Raw genomic sequence first — 19,546 nt, 5'->3', positions numbered from 1 at the left:
TTCGTTCACGATGCGGCCCCGTTATTCCTGGCTCTTGGTTGCAGCGGCGCCATCGCCGGTGCTTTTGCCGACGCCGGCGAGATCGTCCGTGCCCGCCGGCACGGGCGGCAGGGCGCGCGGCCGCACGACGACGCGGTCGGCAAGACGCAGGTCGATGATCTGCACGGGCCGGTCTAGCAGCTGCATGCGGCCCTGCAGCTGCTGCAGGCGCTCGAGCGCCGCATCCTGATCTTCGCCCGGCAGCAGGACGGTCCCGCCCGCCTTGAGGACGAGGTTCCAGCGTTCCTGCCCGACCCGCACTGCGCCGACCAGCCGCTTCCGGATATCCGGGTAGGGCTTCATCTCGTCGAAGAGTTCGGTCGCCGCCTCCGGCGCGCCGGGCCCGACCACAAGCGGGAGCGAAAGCTCCTCAGCCGCGCGGCCGACATCCTGCTCGCCCATGATCTCGCCATTGCGGTCGATCAGGCGGAAGCGTCCGCGATCCTGCCATACGGCGAAGGGCGCGCGCTCGATGAGGCTCACCACCAGCGTACCGGGCAGCCGCCGCTCGACGACCGCGTCCTCGACCCAGCCGAGCGACAGCAGGCGCGCCCTCGCCGCGGCGACCGAGAAGCCAAGGATCGGCTCGCCGATCATGATGCCGAGCGCCCTGCGGAGGACGGGTTCGGGCGTGTTCTCCCGCCCGTCGATGACGATACTGCGGACCGAAAGCCCCATGGCCGCGCCGACATCGCCGAGCGCGCGGCGCAGCCCGCTCGTCGTATCGCTGCTGCCGGCATCCCGGAGCGCCAGACTGCCGACGAAAATGACGACGACCACCGCCCCGGCACCGAGAACGGGGCGCAGGAAGCGCCGCGCCCGCCGGATGATGATGGCGATGTGGCTCGGGCGGTCGACGACGCTGCTGCTCGCCATCATGCGGGCATTGGCCATGCGGGCCTGTGCATGCGCTTGAGCCTGGGCGTTGGGGGGCGGCGTCTTGCTCACGCGCGGCATTGCGCGGCCTCCACCATCCAGGCGCAGAGGGCGGGGAAGTCGACGCCGCAATAGGCCGCCTGCTCGGGCAGCAAGGAGGTCGGCGTCAGGCCCGGCTGGGTATTGACCTCCAGCAACACGAGACGGCCCGGCTCTCCCTCGGTATCGTCGTAGCGGAAGTCCGACCGCGTGGCGCCGACGCAGCCCAACGCCTGATGGGCGGCGAGCGCCACCTCCATCGCCTGCGCGGCGATCTCCGGGTGAACGGCGGCCGGAATGACATGGCGCGATCCGCCATCGGCGTATTTCGCCTCATAGTCATAGAAGCCGCGAGCAGCCTTGATCTCGGTCACCGCCAGCGCCCGGTCGCCCATGACGGCGACGGTCAACTCGCGCCCGGCGATATACTCCTCCGTCATCGCCGTTGATCCGAAGGTCCAGCTGCGGGCGATCTCCGCCCGGCGGTTGTCGCCGGTCTTCATGATGAAGACGCCGACGGACGAGCCCTCTTTCTGCGGCTTGATGACGTAGGGGCGCGGCATCGGGTCGGCTTCTTCCAGTGCCGCCACGTCGACGATCCTGTGGCGCGCGACCGGCAGGCCGGCGGCGGCGAACACCGTCTTGGCGGCGACCTTGTCCATGGCGATGGACGAGGCCCGCACGCCCGAATGCGTGTAGGGAATCCCGAGCCAGTCGAGCACGCCCTGGATGGTGCCGTCCTCGCCGAAGCGGCCGTGCAGCGCATTGAACACGGCGTCGGGACGCGGGGTGAGTGCGGCGAGCACGGCTGCCAAATCCGGGCCGACCTCGACCGGCACGACGTCGTAGCCGGCCGTCCGCAGCGCCTCGATGACCTGCCGGCCGGAGGACAGGCTGACCTCGCGTTCCGCCGAGATGCCGCCATACAGGACCGCGACGCGCTTCATGCCACCACCTCGGGCCGTCCGGTCGGCTGGCCGACGCGCTTGATCTCCCAGTCCAGCGTCACGCCGGTCGCGGCCGCCACGCGGCGGCGAACCTCCTCGCCGAGCCCTTCGAGGTCGGCGGCGGTCGCCTCGCCGGTATTGAGCAGGAAGTTGCAGTGCAGTTCGCTGACCTGCGCGCCACCGCGCTTAAGGCCACGGCAGCCGGCGCCGTCGATGAGTTCCCAGGCCTTCATGCCCGGAGGGTTGGCGAAGGTCGAACCGCCGGTCCGCGCCCGCACCGGCTGGGTAGCGCCGCGAGCCTCCCGGATTTCGGCCATGCGGGAGGCGATCAGCCGGGCGTCGCCCGGGGTCGCGCGCAGCCTGACCCGCGTGACCACCGCGCCCGCCGGCAAATTGGAATGACGGTAGGAGAGATGCAGATCGGCCGCGGGCAGTCGAACCTGTTCGCCAGTGCGGGTCACGATTTCTGCCCAGTCGAGGCAGGCGGCCACGTCGCTGCCATAGGCGCCGGCATTCATGGCGACCGCGCCACCGATGCTGCCTGGAATGCCGCACAGGAACTCCAGCCCGCCGAGGCCAGCGGCGGCGGCATGCTCGGCGACCGTCGCGTCCAGCGCCGCCGCGCCGCAGACGATGCCGTCGGCCTCGACTGTCACGGCCGAGAAGCCGCGGGCGAGCCGGATGACGACGCCCGCGATGCCCCCGTCGCGGACGATGAGGTTGGACGCCGCGCCGATCACTGTGACCTGCACGTCGCCCGGCAGTGCACGGAGGAACTGGGCGAGGTCGGCCGCGCTCGCGGGCTTCACCAGATACTCGGCAGGCCCGCCGACACGGAACCAGGTCAGCGGACCCAGCGCGGCATTGGTCTCGATCCGGCCCTTGAGGGACGGCAGGACGGCGGCATCCGGCGGAAGCGTGTTCATCGCGAACCTCATGCGACCGCTCCCGCCGGGTAGCGGCCTTCGGGATGCTGCAGCGCGGCCAGCTGCGCCGGCAGCGCGTTCGCCCAGGCGGTGATGTTCCCGGCGCCGAGGCAGACGACGATGTCGCCGGGATGCGCCATGGCATGCACCATTTCGGCGAGGTGGTCCGGCCCCGGCAGCGGCACGACGCTGCGGTGGCCGCGGGCGCGCAGGCCGTCGACCAGCGCATCCCGGTCGATGCCGGGGATGGGTGCCTCGCCCGCCGCATAGACATCGGCCACGATCACCGTGCCGGCGTCGTTCATGCAGGCCGAGAAGTCCTCGAACAGCGACTGCAGCCGCGAATAGCGGTGCGGCTGGACGACGGCGATGACGTTGCGCGCCCCGGCCTGGCGCGCTGCCTTCAGCACCGCCGCGATCTCGACCGGATGGTGGCCGTAGTCGTCGATGATGGTGATGCCGCCGGTCTCGCCGGTCTTGGTGAAGCGGCGCTTCACGCCACGGAAAGCCGCGAGGCTCGTCCGCATCGCCGTCTCGCCGAGTTCCATCTCGGTGCCGACCGCGATGGCGGCCAGCGCGTTCTGCACATTGTGCTGGCCGAGCATGGGCAGGCGGAACGGCCCCATGCGGCGCTGGCGGTTGCGCAGGCGATCTGTGACCGTGACCTCGAAATTCGCGCCAGCCTTGTCGGTGACGACGCGCTCGGCGCGGATGTCGGCCTGCGGGCTGAAGCCATAGGTGATGATGCGGTGATCCGCGAGGCGCGGGATCATCTGCTGCACCGCCGGGTGGTCCACGCAGAGCACGGCGAAACCATAAAACGGGATGTTGCCGACGAACTGGCGATAGCCCGCCTCCATCGCCTCCTGGCTGCCCCAGTGGTCGAGATGCTCGGGGTCCATGTTGGTGACGATGGCGATCACCGCCGGCAGGCGCAGGAAGCTGCCGTCGCTCTCATCCGCCTCGACCACCATCCAGTCGCCGGCGCCGAGCCTCGTATTGGTGCCATAGGCGTTGATGATGCCGCCGTTGATGACGGTCGGGTCGAGGTTCGCGCCTTCCAGCACGGCGGCCACGAGGCTCGTGGTCGTCGTCTTGCCATGCGTGCCGCCGACGGCCACCGACCAGCGCAGGCGCATGAGTTCGGCCAGCATCTCGGCCCGGCGCACGACGGGGATCAGCTTCGCCCGCGCCGCCTGGACCTCCGGGTTGTCGTTCTTGACCGCGGAGGAAACGACGACGACCTGGGCCTGGCCCAGATTGGCCGCCTCATGCCCGATGGCCACCGCGATGCCCTCGCCGCGCAAACGTTTCACGTTGGCGGAGTCCGCGATGTCGCTGCCCTGCACGGAGTAGCCGAGATTGTGCAGGACCTCGGCGATGCCGGACATGCCGATGCCGCCGATGCCGACGAAGTGGATGGTGCCGATGTTGAGAGGGAGCGCCCTCATGACTGCGTCTCCCCAACCCGCATGCGCTCGACGAGATCGGCGAGCGTGTCGACCGCCGAAACCCGGCTCTGCCCGCGCGCCGCTTCGGCCGCGATCGCAAGCGCCGCGGGGTCGGTCAGCAGGCCGGCGAGCCGCGCGGTCAGCGCATCTGCGGTGAACTGCGGCTGCGGCATCACCCAAGCCGCGCCGAGGCGTGCGAGCAGCGCCGCGTTCGCGGTCTGGTGGTCGTCGATCGCGTTCGGCAGCGGCACCAGGATCGCCGGCCGCCCGGCGACCGCGAGTTCCGCCGTGGTCGAGGCGCCCGCCCGGGCGATGACGAGATGCGCCGCTCCGAGGTGGCGGGCGATGTCGGGGAAGAAGGGCGCGACCTCGGCCACGATCCCGGCAGCCTCATAGGCGGCGCGGACGCGGGCGCCATCCTCCTGCCGGGCCTGCTGCACGACGCGCAGGCGCATCCGCAACATCTCGGGCAGAGCGATGAGGGCCTGGGGCACGACCTCGCTGAGCACCCGGGCGCCAAGCGAGCCGCCGGTCACCAGCAGGTTGATCGGGCCGTCCGTTTCCGGCGGCAGATAGGGAATGTCGGCGAGGGCGGCGATCGCGGCCCGCACCGGGTTGCCGACGAGCGCCGTCTTCACACCGCGAGGGACGCGCGTCGTCGGGTCGGCGCTGAGCGCGAGGAGCGTCGCGATCCGCGACAGCGCGCGGTTGGCACGGCCGAGCACCGCGTTCTGTTCGTGCAGGATGACCGGGATGCCCAGCCGCGCGAGACGCGCTGCCACCACGGGCGGCACGGACGGGTAGCCGCCGAAGCCCACGATCGCGCCCGCATTCAGCCCGACGAGGATGCGACGCGCCGCGAGTGTTCCGGCCGCCAGCGCACCACCGGCGCGGATGCCGCGCACCACGCCGCGCCCGGCGATCCCGGCACCCGGCAGCACATGCCGGTCATCCTCGGCGAAGGCCTGACTGCCACGGCCCGCCGAGCGGCCGTCCGTCATCAGCACCGGGCGGTAGCCGCGGCCGGCGAGCGTCATTGCCAGCGCCTCGGCCGGGAAGAAATGCCCGCCGGTGCCACCGGCCGCGATGACGATGGGGATCACGCGCGGGCCTCTCATGACCGGTCGCTCGTAAAGCGGCGGCGCGTGAGGGCGAGCAGCATGCCCATCTCCACCGCGACCGACAGCGCCGACGAGCCGCCATAGGAGATAAAGGGCAACGTCATGCCTTTGGTCGGGATGAGTTCCAGCGAGGAGGCCATGTTAACGAAAGCCTGCAGTCCGAAGCTGATGAGCAGGCCCGCCGAGGCCAGCAGCACGAACTGGTCGTTCTCGGCCACCAGCCGCACCAGCCCGCGCAGCACGATGGCGGCGAAGATGCCGAGGATGAACAAGCAGACGACGAGGCCGAATTCCTCCCCCGCGACGGCAAAGACGAAATCGGCGTGGGCGTCGGGCAGGATGTCCTTGACCATGCCCTCGCCTGGGCCTCGCCCGAGTAGCCCGCCGTTGCCGAAAGCCTGCAGCGCGGTCAGCGCCTGATAGGCGGTTTGCTCCGTCGGGTGGAGGAAACGCTCCACGCGCACATGCACGTGCGGCATGAGGAAGAAGGCGGCGATGAAGCTCACCACCAGTCCGCCCGCCGAAATGCCGACAAGGGCGAGATTGAGCCCATCGAGGAAAAGCTGCGCCAGGAAAACGATGCTGATGACCGCGAGCATGCCGATGTCGGGTTGCGTCTTCAGCAGCAGCGCGATGAGGCCATAGAGCATGATCGCGAGAAGCCGGCCGGGGAACTTCTCGGCGTTACGGCTTTCCACCAGCAGGCCCGCCGTCACCACCGCGAAGAAAGGCTTCAGGAACTCGCTCGGCTGCAGCGAGAGGAACGGGATGTTGATCCAGCGCCGCGCACCCTTGATCTCGACACCGTGGACGAGCGTGAACGCGGTCAGCAGCAGCGCCACCAGCGTGCCGGTGAGCGCCAGCCAGCGGATGCCCTTCGGCGTCATCATCGAAACACCGACGACGATCAGGCCCGCGAGCGCCAGGAACGTCACCTGCTTGAGGATCAGCAGGTCACGCGGGTCGCCGATGCGGTGCGCGACCGCCGGGCTCGACGCCAGCACCAGGACGTAGCCGAAGCCGATCAGCATGGCGATGCAGACGAGCGTCCAGCGGTCGACGGTCCACCACCAGCGGCCGAGCGTCGATGTATCCGTGCGGGACAGGGCCAGCATCAGGCGGCCCTCCCGCTCATCGCGCCCGGCTCTCCAAGCGCCGCGACGAGGCTCGCGAAGCGGTCGCCCCGCGCCTCGAAGCCCGAGAATTGGTCCCAGCTGGCGCAGGCGGGAGAGAGCAGCACCACGGGGGCGCCAAGAGCGCGCGCTCGCTCGAGCGCGGCCGGCACCGCGGCGTCCAGACTGCCCGCGATGCGATGCGGCACGCCATGCCCGGCGAGCGTCTCGGCGAAGCTCTCCGCGTCCCGGCCGATCAGCTCGGCATGGACGACGCGGGGAAAGAACTCCCGCAGCGATGCGATCCCGCCGGCCTTGGCCATGCCGCCGGCGATCCACACGATGCGGTCGTAGCAGCCGAGTGCGCGGGCCGCGGCGTCCGCGTTGGTCGCCTTGCTGTCGTTCACGAACGCCACGCCCTGATATGTGCCGACAAGCGCCTGCCGGTGCGGCAGCCCGGGAAAGCTTTTCACCGCCGCCGTCATCGTCGCGTCATCGACACCGAGCGCCCGCGCCATTGCGGTGGCGGCGGCGACATTCTGGGCGTTGTGCTCACCCGGCAACGCGGCGGCGCCGGTCTCTGCACCACGGCCGCTGATCCGCACCAGCCGCATCGGACCGGTGGACAAATCATCGGCCATCGCGGCGGACAGCGCATCGTCCACTCCGACCACGGCCACGTCCGCCTCTGTCTGGCGCGCGAAAATCGCACGCTTTACATCGGCATAGCCGGTCATGTTGCCATGACGGTCGAGATGATCTGGCGACAGATTCAACATTGCCGCTGTAGAGAAGCGGAGAGTTGCGATTCGCTCCAACATGTAAGACGACATTTCGAGAACGTAGACACCGTTGTCCGGCAGCAGCGGCAGCGCGAGCGCGGGCGTGCCGAGGTTGCCGCCGGCGGCCACCGGGACGCCCGCCTCGCCGAGTATGTGAGCGAGCAACGCCGTAGTCGTGGATTTCCCGTTTGTTCCTGTGACGCCCGCGAATCGGGCGCGGCTTCCGGCGGCGCGCACCGCCTGGAACAGCAACTCGGCATCGCTCAGGATCGGCACGCCGGCCGCAATCGCGCGGGCGGCGACCGCGTGCGGCGCCGGCAGGTGATGCGGTATCCCCGGCGACAGAACAAGCGCATCGAAGGCGAAATCACCAGCCATGAGATTTGCGACCGTGAAGCCCTCGGCGGCGGCCGCATCGCGGGCCGGCGCGTTGTCATCCCACAGCACGACCTCGGCGCCCATCGCGTGCAGGCTGCGCGCCACCGGCAGGCCGTTGCGGCCGAGACCGAGGATGGCGAAACGCGAATTGTCAAAAACATGACTTGGAAATGTCATCAACGGATCTTCAAGGTTGCTAGACCGACGAGGGCCAGGATCATCGAGACAATCCAGAAACGAATGACGATCGTCGGCTCTGCCCAGCCCTTCTTCTCGAAGTGATGGTGCAGCGGCGCCATCAGGAACACGCGCCGCCCCGTCCGCTTGAACCAGAAGACCTGGATGATCACGGACAGCGTCTCGACCACGAACAGACCGCCGACGATTGCCAGCACGATCTCATGCTTGGTGGCCACGGCGACGGTCGCGACGGCGCCGCCGAGGGCGAGGCTGCCGGTATCGCCCATGAAGACCGCGGCTGGCGGCGCATTGTACCAGAGGAAGCCCAATCCCGCACCGATCAGCGCCGAGCAGAACACGGCCAACTCGCCCGAGCCCTGAACGAAGGGCAGTTCGAGATAGTTCGCGAAGATGCGGTTGCCGACGAGGTAGGCGATGAAGGCGAAGACGCCGGCGACGATGATCGTCGGCACCATGGCGAGGCCGTCCAGCCCGTCCGTGAGGTTGACCGCGTTGGACGCGCCCATCATCACCAGCATCCCGAACAGCGGAAAGAAAATGCCGAGCGGGATCAAGACATTCTTGAAGTCCGGCACGGAGATGCCGCTGCCGAGGGGTCCGCCGATATGGACCATGATCCAGATCGAGGCGAGCAGGCCGATGCTCGCCTGGCCGATGAGCTTCAGCCGGCCGGACAGGCCGCGTGTATTCCGCTTCGTTACTTTCAAGAAGTCATCGGCGAAGCCTAGCGCGCCATAGCCGAGCGTCACGATGAGCGCCGCCCAGACATAGGGGTTGGCGAGATCGGTCCATAACAGCGTCGAAATGGTCAGCGCGCTCAGGATGAGGACGCCGCCCATCGTCGGCGTTCCCTTCTTCTCCACCAGATGCCGCTCAGGGCCATCAAGCCTGATTGGCTGCCCCTGCTTTTGCAGGCTCCGTAGCATGCGGATGACGCGCGGCCCCAGCAGGAAGCTGATGACGAGCGAGGTCAGGCAAGCCGCGCCCGACCGGAAGGTCAGGTAGCGGACGAGATTGAGGATGTGCAGCTGGTCCGAGAACGGAAGCAGAATGTTGTAAAGCATCAGGCGGCCCCGCCCGTCTCTGCGCCGGCGGGCAGGGCGGAGATGATGGCGGCCATGCGGCTGCCGAGGCTGCCTTTGACCAGAACCGCGTCGCCGGGCCGCAACGCAGACGCAACCTGGGGCGCGAGTTCCGCCGAGGTCGCGGCATGGCCCGCCTGCATCCCGGCGGGCACAGCATCGAACAGGCGGCGCATTTCCGGGCCGCAGGCAAACAGCAGATCGGCATGGGCGATGACATCGGGAGCCAGGCCGGCATGCTCCACGGCGCTGTCGGCGCCCAGTTCCAGCATGTCGCCGAGCACGGCAATGCGCCTGGTAGCGGGCTGCAGGCCCAGCACGGCGAGCGCCGCGCGAACCGAAGGCCCGGACGCGTTGTAGCTTTCGTCGAGCAACAGGGCCTCGCCTTCGGGAAGTGCGAGACGCCGGCGCGCTCCACGGCCGGTGACAGCCTCGAAGCCGTCGAGCGCGGCGGAGGCATGGTGCGGCTCCACGCCGAGCGCCACGGCGGCCGCGATGGCAGCGACCGCGTTCATCGCCATGTGCCCGCCAGGGGCGGCCAGCCGGAAGCGCAGCGGCACGCCCTCGAAGGTCATCGACACGTTCACGCCGTCGGCGTCGTTCACGGCGTCGAGCAGCCGGGCCTCTGCGGTCAGGGCGCGGCCGAAGCGGATGATGCGGGCGGCCTCGGCGGCCTGCGTCAGGATCGTGAGATGAGCGCTGTCGGCGGGCAGCACCGCAACGCCCCCCGCTACAAGACCTGAGAGGATCGCCGCCTTCTCGGCCGCAATGGCGTCCAGGCTGCCCATATGGCCGATGTGCACCGGCGCGATATTCGTGATGACCGCCACATGCGGCCGCGCCAGCCGCGCGAGCGGCGCGATCTCGCCCGGATGGTTCATGCCGATCTCGGCGACGCAGTAGGCGGCACCGGGTGGCAGCCGGGCAAGCGTCAGCGGCACACCCCAGTGGTTGTTGTAGGAAGCAAGCGCCGCATGGGTCTGGCCAGATGCGACGAGGATGCGCCGCAGCATCGCCTTCGTCGTCGTCTTGCCGACGCTGCCGGTAACCGCCACCAGGCGCCCGGTGAAGCGTGCCCGCGCCGCGGCCCCGATCGCGGTGAGGCCGGCGAGGGTGTCATTCACCCACAGCAGCGGCGCGCTGTCGGTGGCGTCCGGCGGGTCGCGATCGACCAGCGCCCCGGCAGCACCGGCACCGAGAGCCGCCGCCACGAACTGGTGCCCGTCCCGGTTTTCGCCGTGCAAGGCCACGAACAGATCGCCAGGGGCAACTGTCCGCGTGTCGATCGAGACGCCGTTGATGGCAAACGGCCGGGTCATGACGCCGCCCGCCGCCACGGCGAGGTCGTCCGCTGTCCACAGCGCGCTCACGCCGGAATACCCGCGAGCCGGCGGATCGCCGCCGCGTCGTCGAAGGGCAAGGTCTCCGTCCCGATGGTCTGGCCCTGCTCGTGACCTTTGCCGGCCACCACGAGCACGTCGCCCGGTCCCAGCAGTCCGAGCCCGATGGCGATGGCGTCTTCGCGCCCGGCAACTTCAAGGGCGCCGTTGCAGCCGGTCAGGACCTCGATGCGGATGGTGGCGGGGTCTTCGGTGCGGGGGTTGTCGTCGGTGACGATGACGGCGTCTGCCCCGGCCTGCGCCGCCGCGCCCATCAGCGGCCGCTTGCCGCGGTCGCGGTCGCCGCCGGCGCCGAAGACGATGACGAGGCGGCCTTCGGCGTGTGGGCGCAGCGCAGCCAGCACCCGCGCGATGGCGTCGGGAGTATGGGCGTAGTCGACGTAGGCTGCCGCTCCATTCGGGAGTGTCGCCGCCAGTTCCATGCGGCCGCGCACGCCGAGGAGGCGCGGCAGCCGGTCGAACACCGCGGTGTCGCCGAGCATCAACGCAATGGCCGCGGCCAGCAGGGCGTTGTCGGCCTGAAAGCGGCCGGGCAGAGGAAGGTCGATATCGAAGCGGCGCCCGGCAGCCGTCAAAGCGAGCACCTGCCCGCCGGGCCGGGGCGTCGCGCGATGCAGCGCTATGAGGGAGCCGCCCTCGCCTACGGTGCCGAAGTTCAGGCCTGCCTTGGCCGCGATGGCCGTCATCGCCTGCCGCGTCTCGGGTTCCAGCGCCATGCCGGCGACGGCGGGCGCGCCGCGCGGCAGGAGGTCCGCGAACAGGCGCAGCTTCGCCTCGCGATATGGCTCCATGCCGCCGTGGTAGTCGAGGTGGTCGCGCGTGAGGTTGGTGAAGGCGCCTGCGCACAGCCGCAGCCCGTCCAGCCGGAACTGGTCGAGCCCGTGCGACGAAGCCTCGATCGCCACATGCTGGATGCCAGCTTTCGCCAACGTCGCCATCGTGCCGGCGAGGCTGACGGGGTCGGGGGTGGTCAGCCCGGCGCCTTGCGGCATGCCGGGCGCGATGAGCCCCAACGTGCCGAGCGAAGCAGCCTCATGGCCGCTCATGGCCCAGAGCTGCCGCAGGAACTCGGCGGTGCTGGTCTTGCCGTTGGTGCCGGTGACGGCGGCGATCCGGCGCGGCTGCGGCCCAGCCATCGACGCCGCCATCTGTGCGAGGCGGCGGCGTGGCTCCACATCGAGGATCAGGGGGCGCGGCGGCACGCCGGCGGGCCAGTCCGTGCCTTGCGGCGCCAGCACGGCGGCGGCGCCGCGCGCCACGGCGTCGGCGATGTATTGCCGGCCGTCGTGGGCGCTGCCTGGAAGGGCCGCGAAGAGGTAGCCGGGCTTCACCTCCCGGCTGTTGGCGGTGATGCCGCAGACGTCGATGTCGCCAATCGTCGGGGCAGGCCGGCCTAGCCCACCCGGGTTGGAGGTTGCCTGCATCAGATCAACGAGCCGCATCGGCCGTGGCCGGCGCTGGGACCCGGTACATCGCGTCGTGCCGCAAGCTGGCGGCAACCGACGCTGGCGCGCTCCACCCGGCCGCCGTGACGGCTCTCGGCGCGGCGCGGCGGACATCATGACGATCCGGCCGGCCGGCATCGGCGATGTCGTCGGGCTCGCCGGGGTTGTTGGGCCCAAGCGGCACGACGCCCGGCGGCGCCGGATACGGCATCGGGATCGCCAGTTCCCGGTTGATTGCATCGACGTTGTCGAAGCGCGGCATGACGTTGAGCATCGGCCCGATGCGGGCGATCACATGGGCGACGGAGGGCGCGGCCATCCAGCCGCCGGTGGTGAAGCCGTGGGTCGCGGCGGTCGCATGACCGCTATCGATCGCGACATAGACGACGTAGCGCGGCGCATAGATCGGGAAGGCCGCGACGAAGGAGCTGTAGTTGGTGTGCTTCTTGTAGCCGCCATGCGCCGCAACCTTCTGAGCGGTGCCGGTTTTTGCGCCAACGAAATAGCCCGGCACCTCGCCCATGTTGCCGGTGCCGTCGAGCACGATCAGCCGCATGATCTTCCGCATGGTGTCGGAGGTGCTCTCCTGCATGACGCGCACGCCGGCGGGCGGTGCATCGCCCGGGTTCGCCGCCAGCAGCGTCGGCTTGTAGAGCGTGCCACCGTCGACGATCGCGACCGCCGTGTTCGCGATGTGCAGCGGCGTCTCGGCGATGCCGTTGCCGAAGGAGACCGTCATCAGCGTCGCGCGCCCCCAGGTGCTTGCGGGCTGCACCTGCGGCAGTGCCGCCTCCGGCAGCTGGATCGGCTCGCGCGTCATCAGCCCGAGCTTCTGCAGCCAGTTCCGCTGACGGTCCTTTCCGATAAGAATCGAAATACGCGACGCGCCGATGTTGGACGAGAACTTCATGATGTCGGGCAGCTGCATCCAGTAGTGCTTGGGCTCGAAATCGGTGATGTGGAACCGGCCGATCGGGATCGGGTGCGTCGTGTTGAAGCTGTCCCACAGGTGGATCACGTCATCGTCGAGCGCCATGCTGGCCGTCTGCAGCTTGAACACGCTGCCCGGCTCGTAGGTGCCCGTCGCGCAACGGTTGAACTTCGCGGCGTCGCTGGCCGTCGCGAGGTCGTTCGCATCGTAGTCCGGAATGCTCACCATGCCGAGGATGCGGCCGTTCGTCGCGTCCTCGACGATGCCGCAACCGCCGACCGCGGTGAAGGTCTTCACCGCATTGGCGACCTCGTCGCGCAGGATCGTCTGCACGCGCACATCGAGGGAGAGGCGCAGCGGCGTGGGGTCGCTGTTCAAGCGGGTGTTGAAGTATTTCTCGACGCCCGCGATGCCGTCGCTGTCGATGTCGACGCCGCCGAGCACCTGCGCCGCCGTGTCGCCCAGCGGATAGCGGCGCTCATAGGCGGTCTGGAACGAGAGGCCCGGGATGCCGAGGTTGTTGACGGCGATTTCCTGGGCCGGCGTGATCTGGCGCGCCACATAGACGAAGGCCTTGGCCGAGGCGAGCCGGCGGGCGAGGTCCGCTTGGTCGATCTGCGGCAGCACCTTCTTAAGCGCGGCAGCGACGGCCTCGGTGTCCATCATCTGACGCGGGTCGGCATAGAGATCGGCGACGGGCAGCGAAACCGCCAGAATCTGCCCATTGGCGTCGACGATAGAGGCGCGGCCGGACGGCGGAGCGACAGCGGCTTCCGGCGGCTCGGGGACGAAGTGCTCGACGACGCGAGGCGCCGGCTTCAGGGGGTCGATCAAGGTGGCGAAGGCGAGCCTGCCGGCGATGGCCATGAACAGCAGCAGGAAGACGCCGGCGACCGCAACCAGCCGGGCGCGGCTTTTTTCGATCGCGGCGCGGCGGCGGAGATCGGGTGAGGTCACGCGGACCGTCTCGCCGTGCGGATCCGGCCGACGGGGCCGCGGGCCCCACGGGTTGTTCGGCGTCATGTCCGGCGGGGGCGCGTCGCTCATGATCCGGCGCGCCTACTGCGAGTTCGGGTAGAGCGGGCGCGGAGGCGCGAGAGCGGCCGAAGACGCCATGCCGAGCGATGACCCGGAGGCGGCAGGGCGATACATGACCGTCGCGGCCTGCGGCGTGATTCGCGCGGCCACATCCTCACGCGACGGCAGATTGGCGGCATAGAACTGCCGTGCCGCCACTTCGGGACTAGCGTGGTGATCGGCATGCCGGTGCGGCGGCGGAGGGAAGCCGTTCCCATTGGCGAGCCAAGGCTGAGCCTGCGGAACAAGGTGCCGGGCGCCGTGGTGGAGCGGCTTGGGCGGCGCCATCGGGGCTGGAAGCGAGGCGGCCGAAACCGGCGGCGCCACGGCTGCCGGCGCGGCCGGCCTAGGCGCGGCCGGCTGAGGCGCGGCCGGCTGAGGCGCGACCGGCTGAAGCAAAGCCACCTCCGGCGTGGCCGGATGGGCGTGAGGCAGGACCGGCGGGATCGCCGCCGCCATCGGCACGCCGTGCGTCGGGTCTGGGATGGAGAGGGCGGGCACGGCCAAGGGCGCGGGCTTGGACGCCGCGGGAGCCGTCGTCGTAGACGCTGGCACTGGCGGCGGCAGTGCGGCGGCCAGTTGATCCATCGTCAACAGCTGCGACGGCTGCATCGGCTGCAGTTTGAGATACTGGCTCGCCAGGGCCTGCAGCCGCTCCGGATCGTTCACCAGCGCCCAGTCGGCCCGCAGCATGCGGGTGCGGTCGCGCGCGGCGTCGATGTCATGGAAGGTGCTGCGCAAGGATGCGTCGAGCGCGAAGGCCCGTTGCTTGACCTGATAGAGGTATAGCCCCGAGCCGGCGGCCAGGATCAGACAGACGCAGGTGAACGGACGGATCACGCCGCAACCTCCTCGACGGCGAGCCGGCGCAACGCCCTCAGGCGTGCGCTGCGGGCACGGGGGTTGCCAGCGACTTCCGCCGAGCCCGGCCGCAAGGCCTTGCGTGTCACCAGCTCAAAGCGCGCCTCCGCCGTTGGCAGTAAACCGCGCGGGTCATAACGGGACGGGCCGGGCGCATGTCCCGACGCATCGTTCATAAAGTGTTTTACGATTCGATCCTCAAGCGAGTGGAAAGAGACGACGACGAGTCGCCCCCCAGGACGCAGTATGCGTGTCGCTTGATTCAAAGCACGCTCAATTTCAACCAATTCTTCATTCACTCCAATACGGAGCGCCTGAAAGCTTCGCGTTGCGGGGTCCATGCCGGAACGGTCCGGCGGCAGCACGCCGCGAATGATGCCGGCGAGTTGGCCCGTGGTCGTGATGGGCTGCACCGAGCGGGCGGCAACGATCGCGCGCGCGATCCGCCGCGACTGCCGTTCCTCGCCAAACCTGAAGAGCATATCGGCGAGTTCGTCGGCCGACAGGCGCGCCACGAGATCGGCGGCGGAGGGTCCAGCGCCGCCCATCCGCATATCCAGAGGACCGTCCATGCGAAAGCTGAAGCCGCGTGCGGCGTCATCGATCTGAAACGAAGAAACGCCGAGATCGAGCACCACCCCGTCGAGTCCGGCGACGCCGTGCTCTTCAAGCAATGTCAGCAGATCGCCGAACCGTCCCTCGAGCAGATGCAGACGCCCGGGAAACGCCGCGGCCAGAACCGCGCCACGCGCGATCGCCTGCGGGTCGCGGTCGATCGCCCAGATCGTGCAGTCGGTCCGCTCCAAGATCGCGTGCGTATAGCCGCCGCCGCCGAAAGTGCCGTCGAGATAGATCTCGCCCGACTTCGGATCGAGCGTTCTCAGCACCTCGGCCAGCATGACCGGAACGTGCCCGGCACCCGCCTGCGCGGAACTCCCTTGCGCGGGACCGGTCATCGCGGCACGCCCCCGCCGGGCAGTGTAAGGCCGCGGGCATTCGCATTCTGCCGCGCCTCGGACGAGCGGCGCTTGGCGGCCGCGGGCTCCCAAATCTGGAAGATAGGGCCTGTGCCCATGAAGATGCAGTTGTCGGTGAGCCCTGCGTGGGACAGCAGCATCTCGTTGAGGATTATGCGCCCTTCCTTATCCGAATCGATCGGATAGGCGTCGCCGTAGATGGTGGCGGCAAGGTCGTCGTATTCCCGGCTGAACAATTCGTAGCGGTCCAGAGACAAAGCCAGCTTATCGAAAAACGGCTTCGGCCAAGCCTCGACGCAAGCGTGGTTGTGTGAAGGGCGCAGAATCATCGAGACGCTCCCTTCGGGATTCGAATCCAGGGACTTCAGCGCAGTTCTGAACGGCGCCGGAACGGAAACGCGGCCTTTAGCATCCAGCTTGTTCAGGTGGCTCCCGAGAAAGTTCGTCATCGGGCCCTCCTTTCACCGTTGCTCGCCGCAGCGCCTCCAACGACCTCTCGACCGGATGCGACACCGCTTCATCCCACTCGTCATGGGATGGCATGGGTTAACATGGGCTCAACTGGGCGTCAAAGGAATTTGCCCCCGCTGTTCAGCTGGAATCGGCAATTCGCGCCTGAAAACAAGAGGTTCTAGGCCGCATCTGTCATTTCAGGACAGTCAAACCCCGTGCGTTTTGATTTCGAAAAGTTCCGTTTTTGTTCTCTCACCAAATGGAACCGTTGTTGCTACCGAAAGTTATCCCCAAATAACTCCAATGGGTTAGCCAGATGAAAACGCCAGACGGTCTGTAAGCCGGGTTCTGTCCGGACCGCTCGCGCGGCCTTGGACGGCCATTCCTCTGGGACGCGCGTCGCCGCGCGCCTCTCGCGACCAACCCGGATGACGGGGCGGGAACGCCCTCGCGTCACACTTCACACTTTCGTGTGCGTGCCGCCGGTCACCCCTATTCGGTCTTGCTCCCGGTGGGGTTTACCCTGCCCGCGCCGTTGCCGGAGCGGCGGTGCGCTCTTACCGCACCGTTTCACCCTTGCCTGAGGGCGCCGATCTGCATCGGCGCGCACAGGCGGTTTGTTTTCTGTGGCACTGTCCCTGGGGTCGCCCCCGCCGGCCGTTAGCCGGCACCGTATTCCCGTGGAGCCCGGACTTTCCTCCCCCATGCCCTTGCGGACATGGCAGCGGCCGTCCAACCGTCTGGCGCGCGCTGATTGCGTCAGCGCGCTGCCGTGGTCAACCCATCCCGCGGACAGCGCTGGCCAGCACCGAGGCGCGGAGCGTCGTCTCGGCATCCGCCAGGCCCGTTACCGCCACAGGCCGCCAGCGGCGCTGGAAGGCTCGGAGCAGCGTCGCCCACGCCTCCGCCCCTGCACGCTCATCCGGCACCGGGTAGCCGATGGCCGCGAGGTCCTCCCGCAACAGCGCCCGGTCGGAGAACGGCTCCGGCGTGGCTGAGCGCCATTCCGGCCAGAGGCCGATCCCGGCAGCGGCCAATCCCGGCCAGTCGAACAGCTCGCCCGGATCCTGCTTGCGGTCCGGCGCGATGTCGGAATGGGCGACGACGTTGCGGGCCGGGATTGGATGCCGCGCCAGGACGCCAAGACAAAGGTCCCGCACGGCCGCCATCTGCACCGGCGGAAACGGCCGGTACCCCCACTCATGGCCGGGGTTGACGATCTCGATGCCCACCGAGCGGCCGTTCAGCCCCTCGTGCCCACGCCAGAACGAGACGCCCGCATGCCACGCCCGCCGCTCCTCGGGCACCAGTCGCCAGACCGTGCCGTCCTCTTCCACGACGTAGTGCGCGGACACACGGGAGGCCGGGTCGCACAGGCGCTCGATGGCGGCGGCAGCGGACCGCATGCCGGTGTAGTGCAGCACGAGGACGTCCACCGGCTCATCCGCCGGCCGTTCGTCATGATTGGGCGATGGCTGCTCTCTCACGCCCCGCTGCCCGTCACGGACGCCGCAGCACGTCGATGGGCACCAGCTTCCCTTCACGCTCGAAATGCCAGAAGGTCCAGCCGTTGCAGGACGGCGCATTCTGCAACTCGGCGCCGACCTTGTGGATCGAGCCGCGCAGGTCGCCGGCGCTCACGCTGCCATCCGGCCCGACGACGGCCGAGACGCGGCGCTGACGGTCGAACAGGAGCGTGCCGGCAACGAGCGCGCCGCTCTCGACCAGGCTGCCGAAGGCGATGCGCGGCGCCTCCCGGCGGGACGGCGTGACCGCCATCGCATCCGTCTCCAGCGGCCGGGTCTTCGCGAGCCGCGCCCAGGCAGCCTCGACATAGGCCGGGTGGCGCTCGATGCCGATGAAATGGCGGCGCAGGCGTTTGGCGACCACCGCGGTCGTGCCCGTGCCCGAGAACGGATCGAGCACGACATCCTCGGGCGCCGTCGAGGCGAGCAGCACCCGGTGCAGCATCGCCTCGGGCTTCTGCGTTGGGTGCAGCTTCAGACCGTGTTGATTTCGCAAGCGCTCGGGTCCGCCGCAGACCGGCATGAACCAGTCGCTCCGCATCTGCACGTCGTCATTGGAGGTCTTCATCGACTGGTAGTTGAACCGGTAGCGCGAATCCTGCCCACGGGCCGCCCAGATGAGGGTCTCGTGGGCATTCGTGAACCGCCGGCCGCGAAAGTTCGGCATCGGGTTCGACTTGCGCCAGACGATGTCGTTGAGCACCCAAAAACCAAGGTCCTGGAGGATGGCCCCGATGCGAAAGATGTTATGGTAGGTGCCGATCACCCACAGCGTGCCGTCCTTGCGCAGCAGCCGGCGGCACTCGGTCAGCCATTCGCGCGTGAAGTGGTCGTATTCGGCAAAATCCGTGAAGCGGTCCCAGTCGTCGTCGACGCCATCGACGATGCTCTCGTCGGGCCGCCTGAGTTGCCCCTGCAACTGCAGATTATAGGGTGGATCGGCGAAGACGCAGTGGATCGAAGCCGGCGGCAGCATCCGCATGTGGTGGATGCAGTCACCCAGAAGAAGCTGGTCCAGCGGCAGTTCGCGGGTGAGGTCCACAGGTCTCCTCAAGACGTCGTTCCGGGCAGCAGAGTGACGCGGCTGCCGTACAGCAGGCGCAGGCAAAAGCGGCGCAGGCAAGAGAAATGCAGGCGGGAGGCGCAAGCTGGCATTGGCAGAGGTTCAGGCCGCAGCCGTGGGGAGAACGATCGACAGCTCGCTTAGCTCCGGCACGCCGAGGTGGCCCGCCTCGTCACTGGGCTCGGCGACCGTCCCGCCGCCCATGTCGGCGACGATGTCGGACGCCATTTCCGGAGGTAGGACGATCGTGCCCTGCAAGATGGCGCGCACCGGCGCGAAGCCGCGGCGATGGTGCGGGGAGATGCCGCTGGCGGCCATGGCCTGGCAGTGTGCAGGCGTGCCGTAGCCTGCATTCGTCTCCCAACCATAGTGCGGGAAGCGCACGGCCAGCCGCGTCATCAGCCGGTCGCGAGCCACCTTCGCGACAATGGAGGCCGCCGCGATCGACAGGCTGAGGGCGTCGCCTCCGATCACGCATTGCACGGCGCAGGGGAGATTGGGCGGCCGGTTGCCGTCGACTAAAGCAAGATCGGGCAGGCTCGGCAGCCGCATCACAGCCCGCCGCATGGCCAGCAGGCTGGCGTGGAGAATGTTGATCCGCTCGATCTCGGCCACGGACGCCGCCCCGACGCCGATCTCCGCCGCGCCGGAGGCGTATAGTGCCATCGATGCCGCAAGCCGCCGCTCCGGCGTGAGCTTCTTCGAATCGTCGAGGAGTTTCGCGAGCTTCCTCGGCACGCCGTTGGGGAAGACGACTGCGGCGGCGATCACGGGGCCGGCCAGCGGTCCGCGCCCGACCTCATCCAAACCCGCGACGCGGCCGCCCGCCGCCCGTTCCAGCTTGTAGTGGGGGGCCATA

At 68.9% G+C, this 19,546-nt stretch carries 17 protein-coding genes and 1 other RNA gene; all 18 read right to left on the bottom strand.

From position 1 onward, the window contains the following. Nucleotides 1–21: 21 nt before the first annotated feature. The 18 genes from ACOEQ1_RS01715 to ACOEQ1_RS01630 all read right to left on the bottom strand — a co-directional run bounded on the left by ACOEQ1_RS01715 (nucleotide 22) and on the right by ACOEQ1_RS01630 (nucleotide 19,545). Nucleotides 22–996 (bottom strand): cell division protein FtsQ/DivIB, encoded by a 975-nt coding sequence (locus tag ACOEQ1_RS01715; RefSeq protein WP_419757505.1) that lies wholly within the window; start codon nucleotides 994–996, stop codon nucleotides 22–24. Next, entirely contained in the window at nucleotides 984–1,901 is a 918-nt protein-coding gene (locus ACOEQ1_RS01710) for a D-alanine--D-alanine ligase (RefSeq protein WP_419757504.1), read from the bottom strand. The genes ACOEQ1_RS01715 and ACOEQ1_RS01710 overlap by 13 nt, the downstream gene beginning before the upstream one ends. Continuing rightward, on the bottom strand, nucleotides 1,898–2,827 hold the full coding sequence (murB, locus tag ACOEQ1_RS01705) for a UDP-N-acetylmuramate dehydrogenase (RefSeq protein WP_419757502.1): 930 nt from the start codon (nucleotides 2,825–2,827) through the stop codon (nucleotides 1,898–1,900). Before murB ends, ACOEQ1_RS01710 begins: the two co-directional genes overlap by 4 nt. 8 nt (nucleotides 2,828–2,835) lie before the next feature. Further along, nucleotides 2,836–4,278, bottom strand: a complete 1,443-nt coding sequence (gene murC / locus ACOEQ1_RS01700) for a UDP-N-acetylmuramate--L-alanine ligase (protein WP_419757501.1) — start codon at nucleotides 4,276–4,278, stop codon at nucleotides 2,836–2,838. Then, nucleotides 4,275–5,396 carry an undecaprenyldiphospho-muramoylpentapeptide beta-N-acetylglucosaminyltransferase gene (gene murG, locus ACOEQ1_RS01695; RefSeq protein ID WP_419757500.1) on the bottom strand — a complete coding sequence of 374 codons (1,122 nt, stop codon included), beginning with the start codon at nucleotides 5,394–5,396 and terminating at the stop codon, nucleotides 4,275–4,277. The genes murC and murG overlap by 4 nt, the downstream gene beginning before the upstream one ends. Next, on the bottom strand, nucleotides 5,393–6,514 hold the full coding sequence (locus tag ACOEQ1_RS01690; protein ID WP_419757499.1) for an FtsW/RodA/SpoVE family cell cycle protein: 1,122 nt from the start codon (nucleotides 6,512–6,514) through the stop codon (nucleotides 5,393–5,395). The genes murG and ACOEQ1_RS01690 overlap by 4 nt, the downstream gene beginning before the upstream one ends. After that, nucleotides 6,514–7,851 (bottom strand): UDP-N-acetylmuramoyl-L-alanine--D-glutamate ligase, encoded by a 1,338-nt coding sequence (gene murD / locus ACOEQ1_RS01685; protein ID WP_419757498.1) that lies wholly within the window; start codon nucleotides 7,849–7,851, stop codon nucleotides 6,514–6,516. Before murD ends, ACOEQ1_RS01690 begins: the two co-directional genes overlap by 1 nt. Continuing rightward, nucleotides 7,848–8,936 carry a phospho-N-acetylmuramoyl-pentapeptide-transferase gene (gene mraY, locus ACOEQ1_RS01680; protein ID WP_419757497.1) on the bottom strand — a complete coding sequence of 363 codons (1,089 nt, stop codon included), beginning with the start codon at nucleotides 8,934–8,936 and terminating at the stop codon, nucleotides 7,848–7,850. Before mraY ends, murD begins: the two co-directional genes overlap by 4 nt. After that, complete coding sequence (locus ACOEQ1_RS01675; RefSeq protein WP_419757496.1) at nucleotides 8,936–10,324, bottom strand: UDP-N-acetylmuramoyl-tripeptide--D-alanyl-D-alanine ligase; 1,389 nt, start codon at nucleotides 10,322–10,324, stop codon at nucleotides 8,936–8,938. Before ACOEQ1_RS01675 ends, mraY begins: the two co-directional genes overlap by 1 nt. Beyond that, on the bottom strand, nucleotides 10,321–11,796 hold the full coding sequence (locus ACOEQ1_RS01670; protein WP_419757495.1) for a UDP-N-acetylmuramoyl-L-alanyl-D-glutamate--2,6-diaminopimelate ligase: 1,476 nt from the start codon (nucleotides 11,794–11,796) through the stop codon (nucleotides 10,321–10,323). Before ACOEQ1_RS01670 ends, ACOEQ1_RS01675 begins: the two co-directional genes overlap by 4 nt. Beyond that, the gene (locus ACOEQ1_RS01665) at nucleotides 11,783–13,777 is read right to left on the bottom strand and encodes a peptidoglycan D,D-transpeptidase FtsI family protein (protein WP_419757494.1); all 1,995 of its coding nucleotides are present in this window, start codon (nucleotides 13,775–13,777) and stop codon (nucleotides 11,783–11,785) included. Before ACOEQ1_RS01665 ends, ACOEQ1_RS01670 begins: the two co-directional genes overlap by 14 nt. 12 nt (nucleotides 13,778–13,789) lie before the next feature. Further along, nucleotides 13,790–14,647 carry a cell division protein FtsL gene (gene ftsL, locus ACOEQ1_RS01660; RefSeq protein ID WP_419757493.1) on the bottom strand — a complete coding sequence of 286 codons (858 nt, stop codon included), beginning with the start codon at nucleotides 14,645–14,647 and terminating at the stop codon, nucleotides 13,790–13,792. Further along, nucleotides 14,644–15,624, bottom strand: a complete 981-nt coding sequence (gene rsmH / locus ACOEQ1_RS01655; protein ID WP_419757492.1) for a 16S rRNA (cytosine(1402)-N(4))-methyltransferase RsmH — start codon at nucleotides 15,622–15,624, stop codon at nucleotides 14,644–14,646. Before rsmH ends, ftsL begins: the two co-directional genes overlap by 4 nt. After that, nucleotides 15,621–16,094 (bottom strand): division/cell wall cluster transcriptional repressor MraZ, encoded by a 474-nt coding sequence (mraZ, locus tag ACOEQ1_RS01650; RefSeq protein ID WP_419757491.1) that lies wholly within the window; start codon nucleotides 16,092–16,094, stop codon nucleotides 15,621–15,623. Before mraZ ends, rsmH begins: the two co-directional genes overlap by 4 nt. A gap of 325 nt (nucleotides 16,095–16,419) precedes the next feature. After that, an RNA gene (gene rnpB / locus ACOEQ1_RS01645) (RNase P RNA component class A) lies at nucleotides 16,420–16,842 on the bottom strand. Nucleotides 16,843–16,874: 32 nt separating this feature from the next. Continuing rightward, complete coding sequence (locus ACOEQ1_RS01640; protein ID WP_419757490.1) at nucleotides 16,875–17,534, bottom strand: N-acetylmuramoyl-L-alanine amidase; 660 nt, start codon at nucleotides 17,532–17,534, stop codon at nucleotides 16,875–16,877. 64 nt (nucleotides 17,535–17,598) lie between these two features. Then, entirely contained in the window at nucleotides 17,599–18,606 is a 1,008-nt protein-coding gene (locus ACOEQ1_RS01635) for a site-specific DNA-methyltransferase (protein ID WP_419758614.1), read from the bottom strand. Nucleotides 18,607–18,789: 183 nt separating this feature from the next. Next, on the bottom strand, nucleotides 18,790–19,545 hold the full coding sequence (locus ACOEQ1_RS01630; RefSeq protein ID WP_419757489.1) for a ribonuclease HII: 756 nt from the start codon (nucleotides 19,543–19,545) through the stop codon (nucleotides 18,790–18,792). Nucleotide 19,546: the final 1 nt, after the last annotated feature.

The sequence above is a fragment of the Acidisoma sp. genome (assembly GCF_965199065.1).
In the GTDB taxonomy this organism is placed as follows: Bacteria; Pseudomonadota; Alphaproteobacteria; order Acetobacterales; family Acetobacteraceae; genus Acidisoma.
Note: the sequence above shows the minus strand (reverse complement) of the source record. Positions and strands in the feature narration are given on the sequence as shown.

Excerpts from the sequence above, each read along its gene's own strand:
- ACOEQ1_RS01630 (WP_419757489.1), bottom strand. The coding sequence starts at position 19,545 with ATGGCCCCCCACTACAAGCTGGAACGGGCGGCGGGCGGCCGCGTCGCG.
- rsmH (WP_419757492.1), bottom strand. The coding sequence starts at position 15,624 with ATGACCGGTCCCGCGCAAGGGAGTTCCGCGCAGGCGGGTGCCGGGCAC.
- ACOEQ1_RS01635 (WP_419758614.1), bottom strand. The coding sequence starts at position 18,606 with ATGCGGATGCTGCCGCCGGCTTCGATCCACTGCGTCTTCGCCGATCCA.
- ACOEQ1_RS01710 (WP_419757504.1), bottom strand. The coding sequence starts at position 1,901 with ATGAAGCGCGTCGCGGTCCTGTATGGCGGCATCTCGGCGGAACGCGAG.
- ACOEQ1_RS01665 (WP_419757494.1), bottom strand. The coding sequence starts at position 13,777 with ATGAGCGACGCGCCCCCGCCGGACATGACGCCGAACAACCCGTGGGGC.
- ACOEQ1_RS01670 (WP_419757495.1), bottom strand. The coding sequence starts at position 11,796 with ATGCGGCTCGTTGATCTGATGCAGGCAACCTCCAACCCGGGTGGGCTA.
- ACOEQ1_RS01715 (WP_419757505.1), bottom strand. The coding sequence starts at position 996 with ATGCCGCGCGTGAGCAAGACGCCGCCCCCCAACGCCCAGGCTCAAGCG.
- murB (WP_419757502.1), bottom strand. The coding sequence starts at position 2,827 with ATGAACACGCTTCCGCCGGATGCCGCCGTCCTGCCGTCCCTCAAGGGC.
- murC (WP_419757501.1), bottom strand. The coding sequence starts at position 4,278 with ATGAGGGCGCTCCCTCTCAACATCGGCACCATCCACTTCGTCGGCATC.
- mraZ (WP_419757491.1), bottom strand. The coding sequence starts at position 16,094 with ATGACGAACTTTCTCGGGAGCCACCTGAACAAGCTGGATGCTAAAGGC.
- ACOEQ1_RS01690 (WP_419757499.1), bottom strand. The coding sequence starts at position 6,514 with ATGCTGGCCCTGTCCCGCACGGATACATCGACGCTCGGCCGCTGGTGG.
- murG (WP_419757500.1), bottom strand. The coding sequence starts at position 5,396 with ATGAGAGGCCCGCGCGTGATCCCCATCGTCATCGCGGCCGGTGGCACC.
- mraY (WP_419757497.1), bottom strand. The coding sequence starts at position 8,936 with ATGCTTTACAACATTCTGCTTCCGTTCTCGGACCAGCTGCACATCCTC.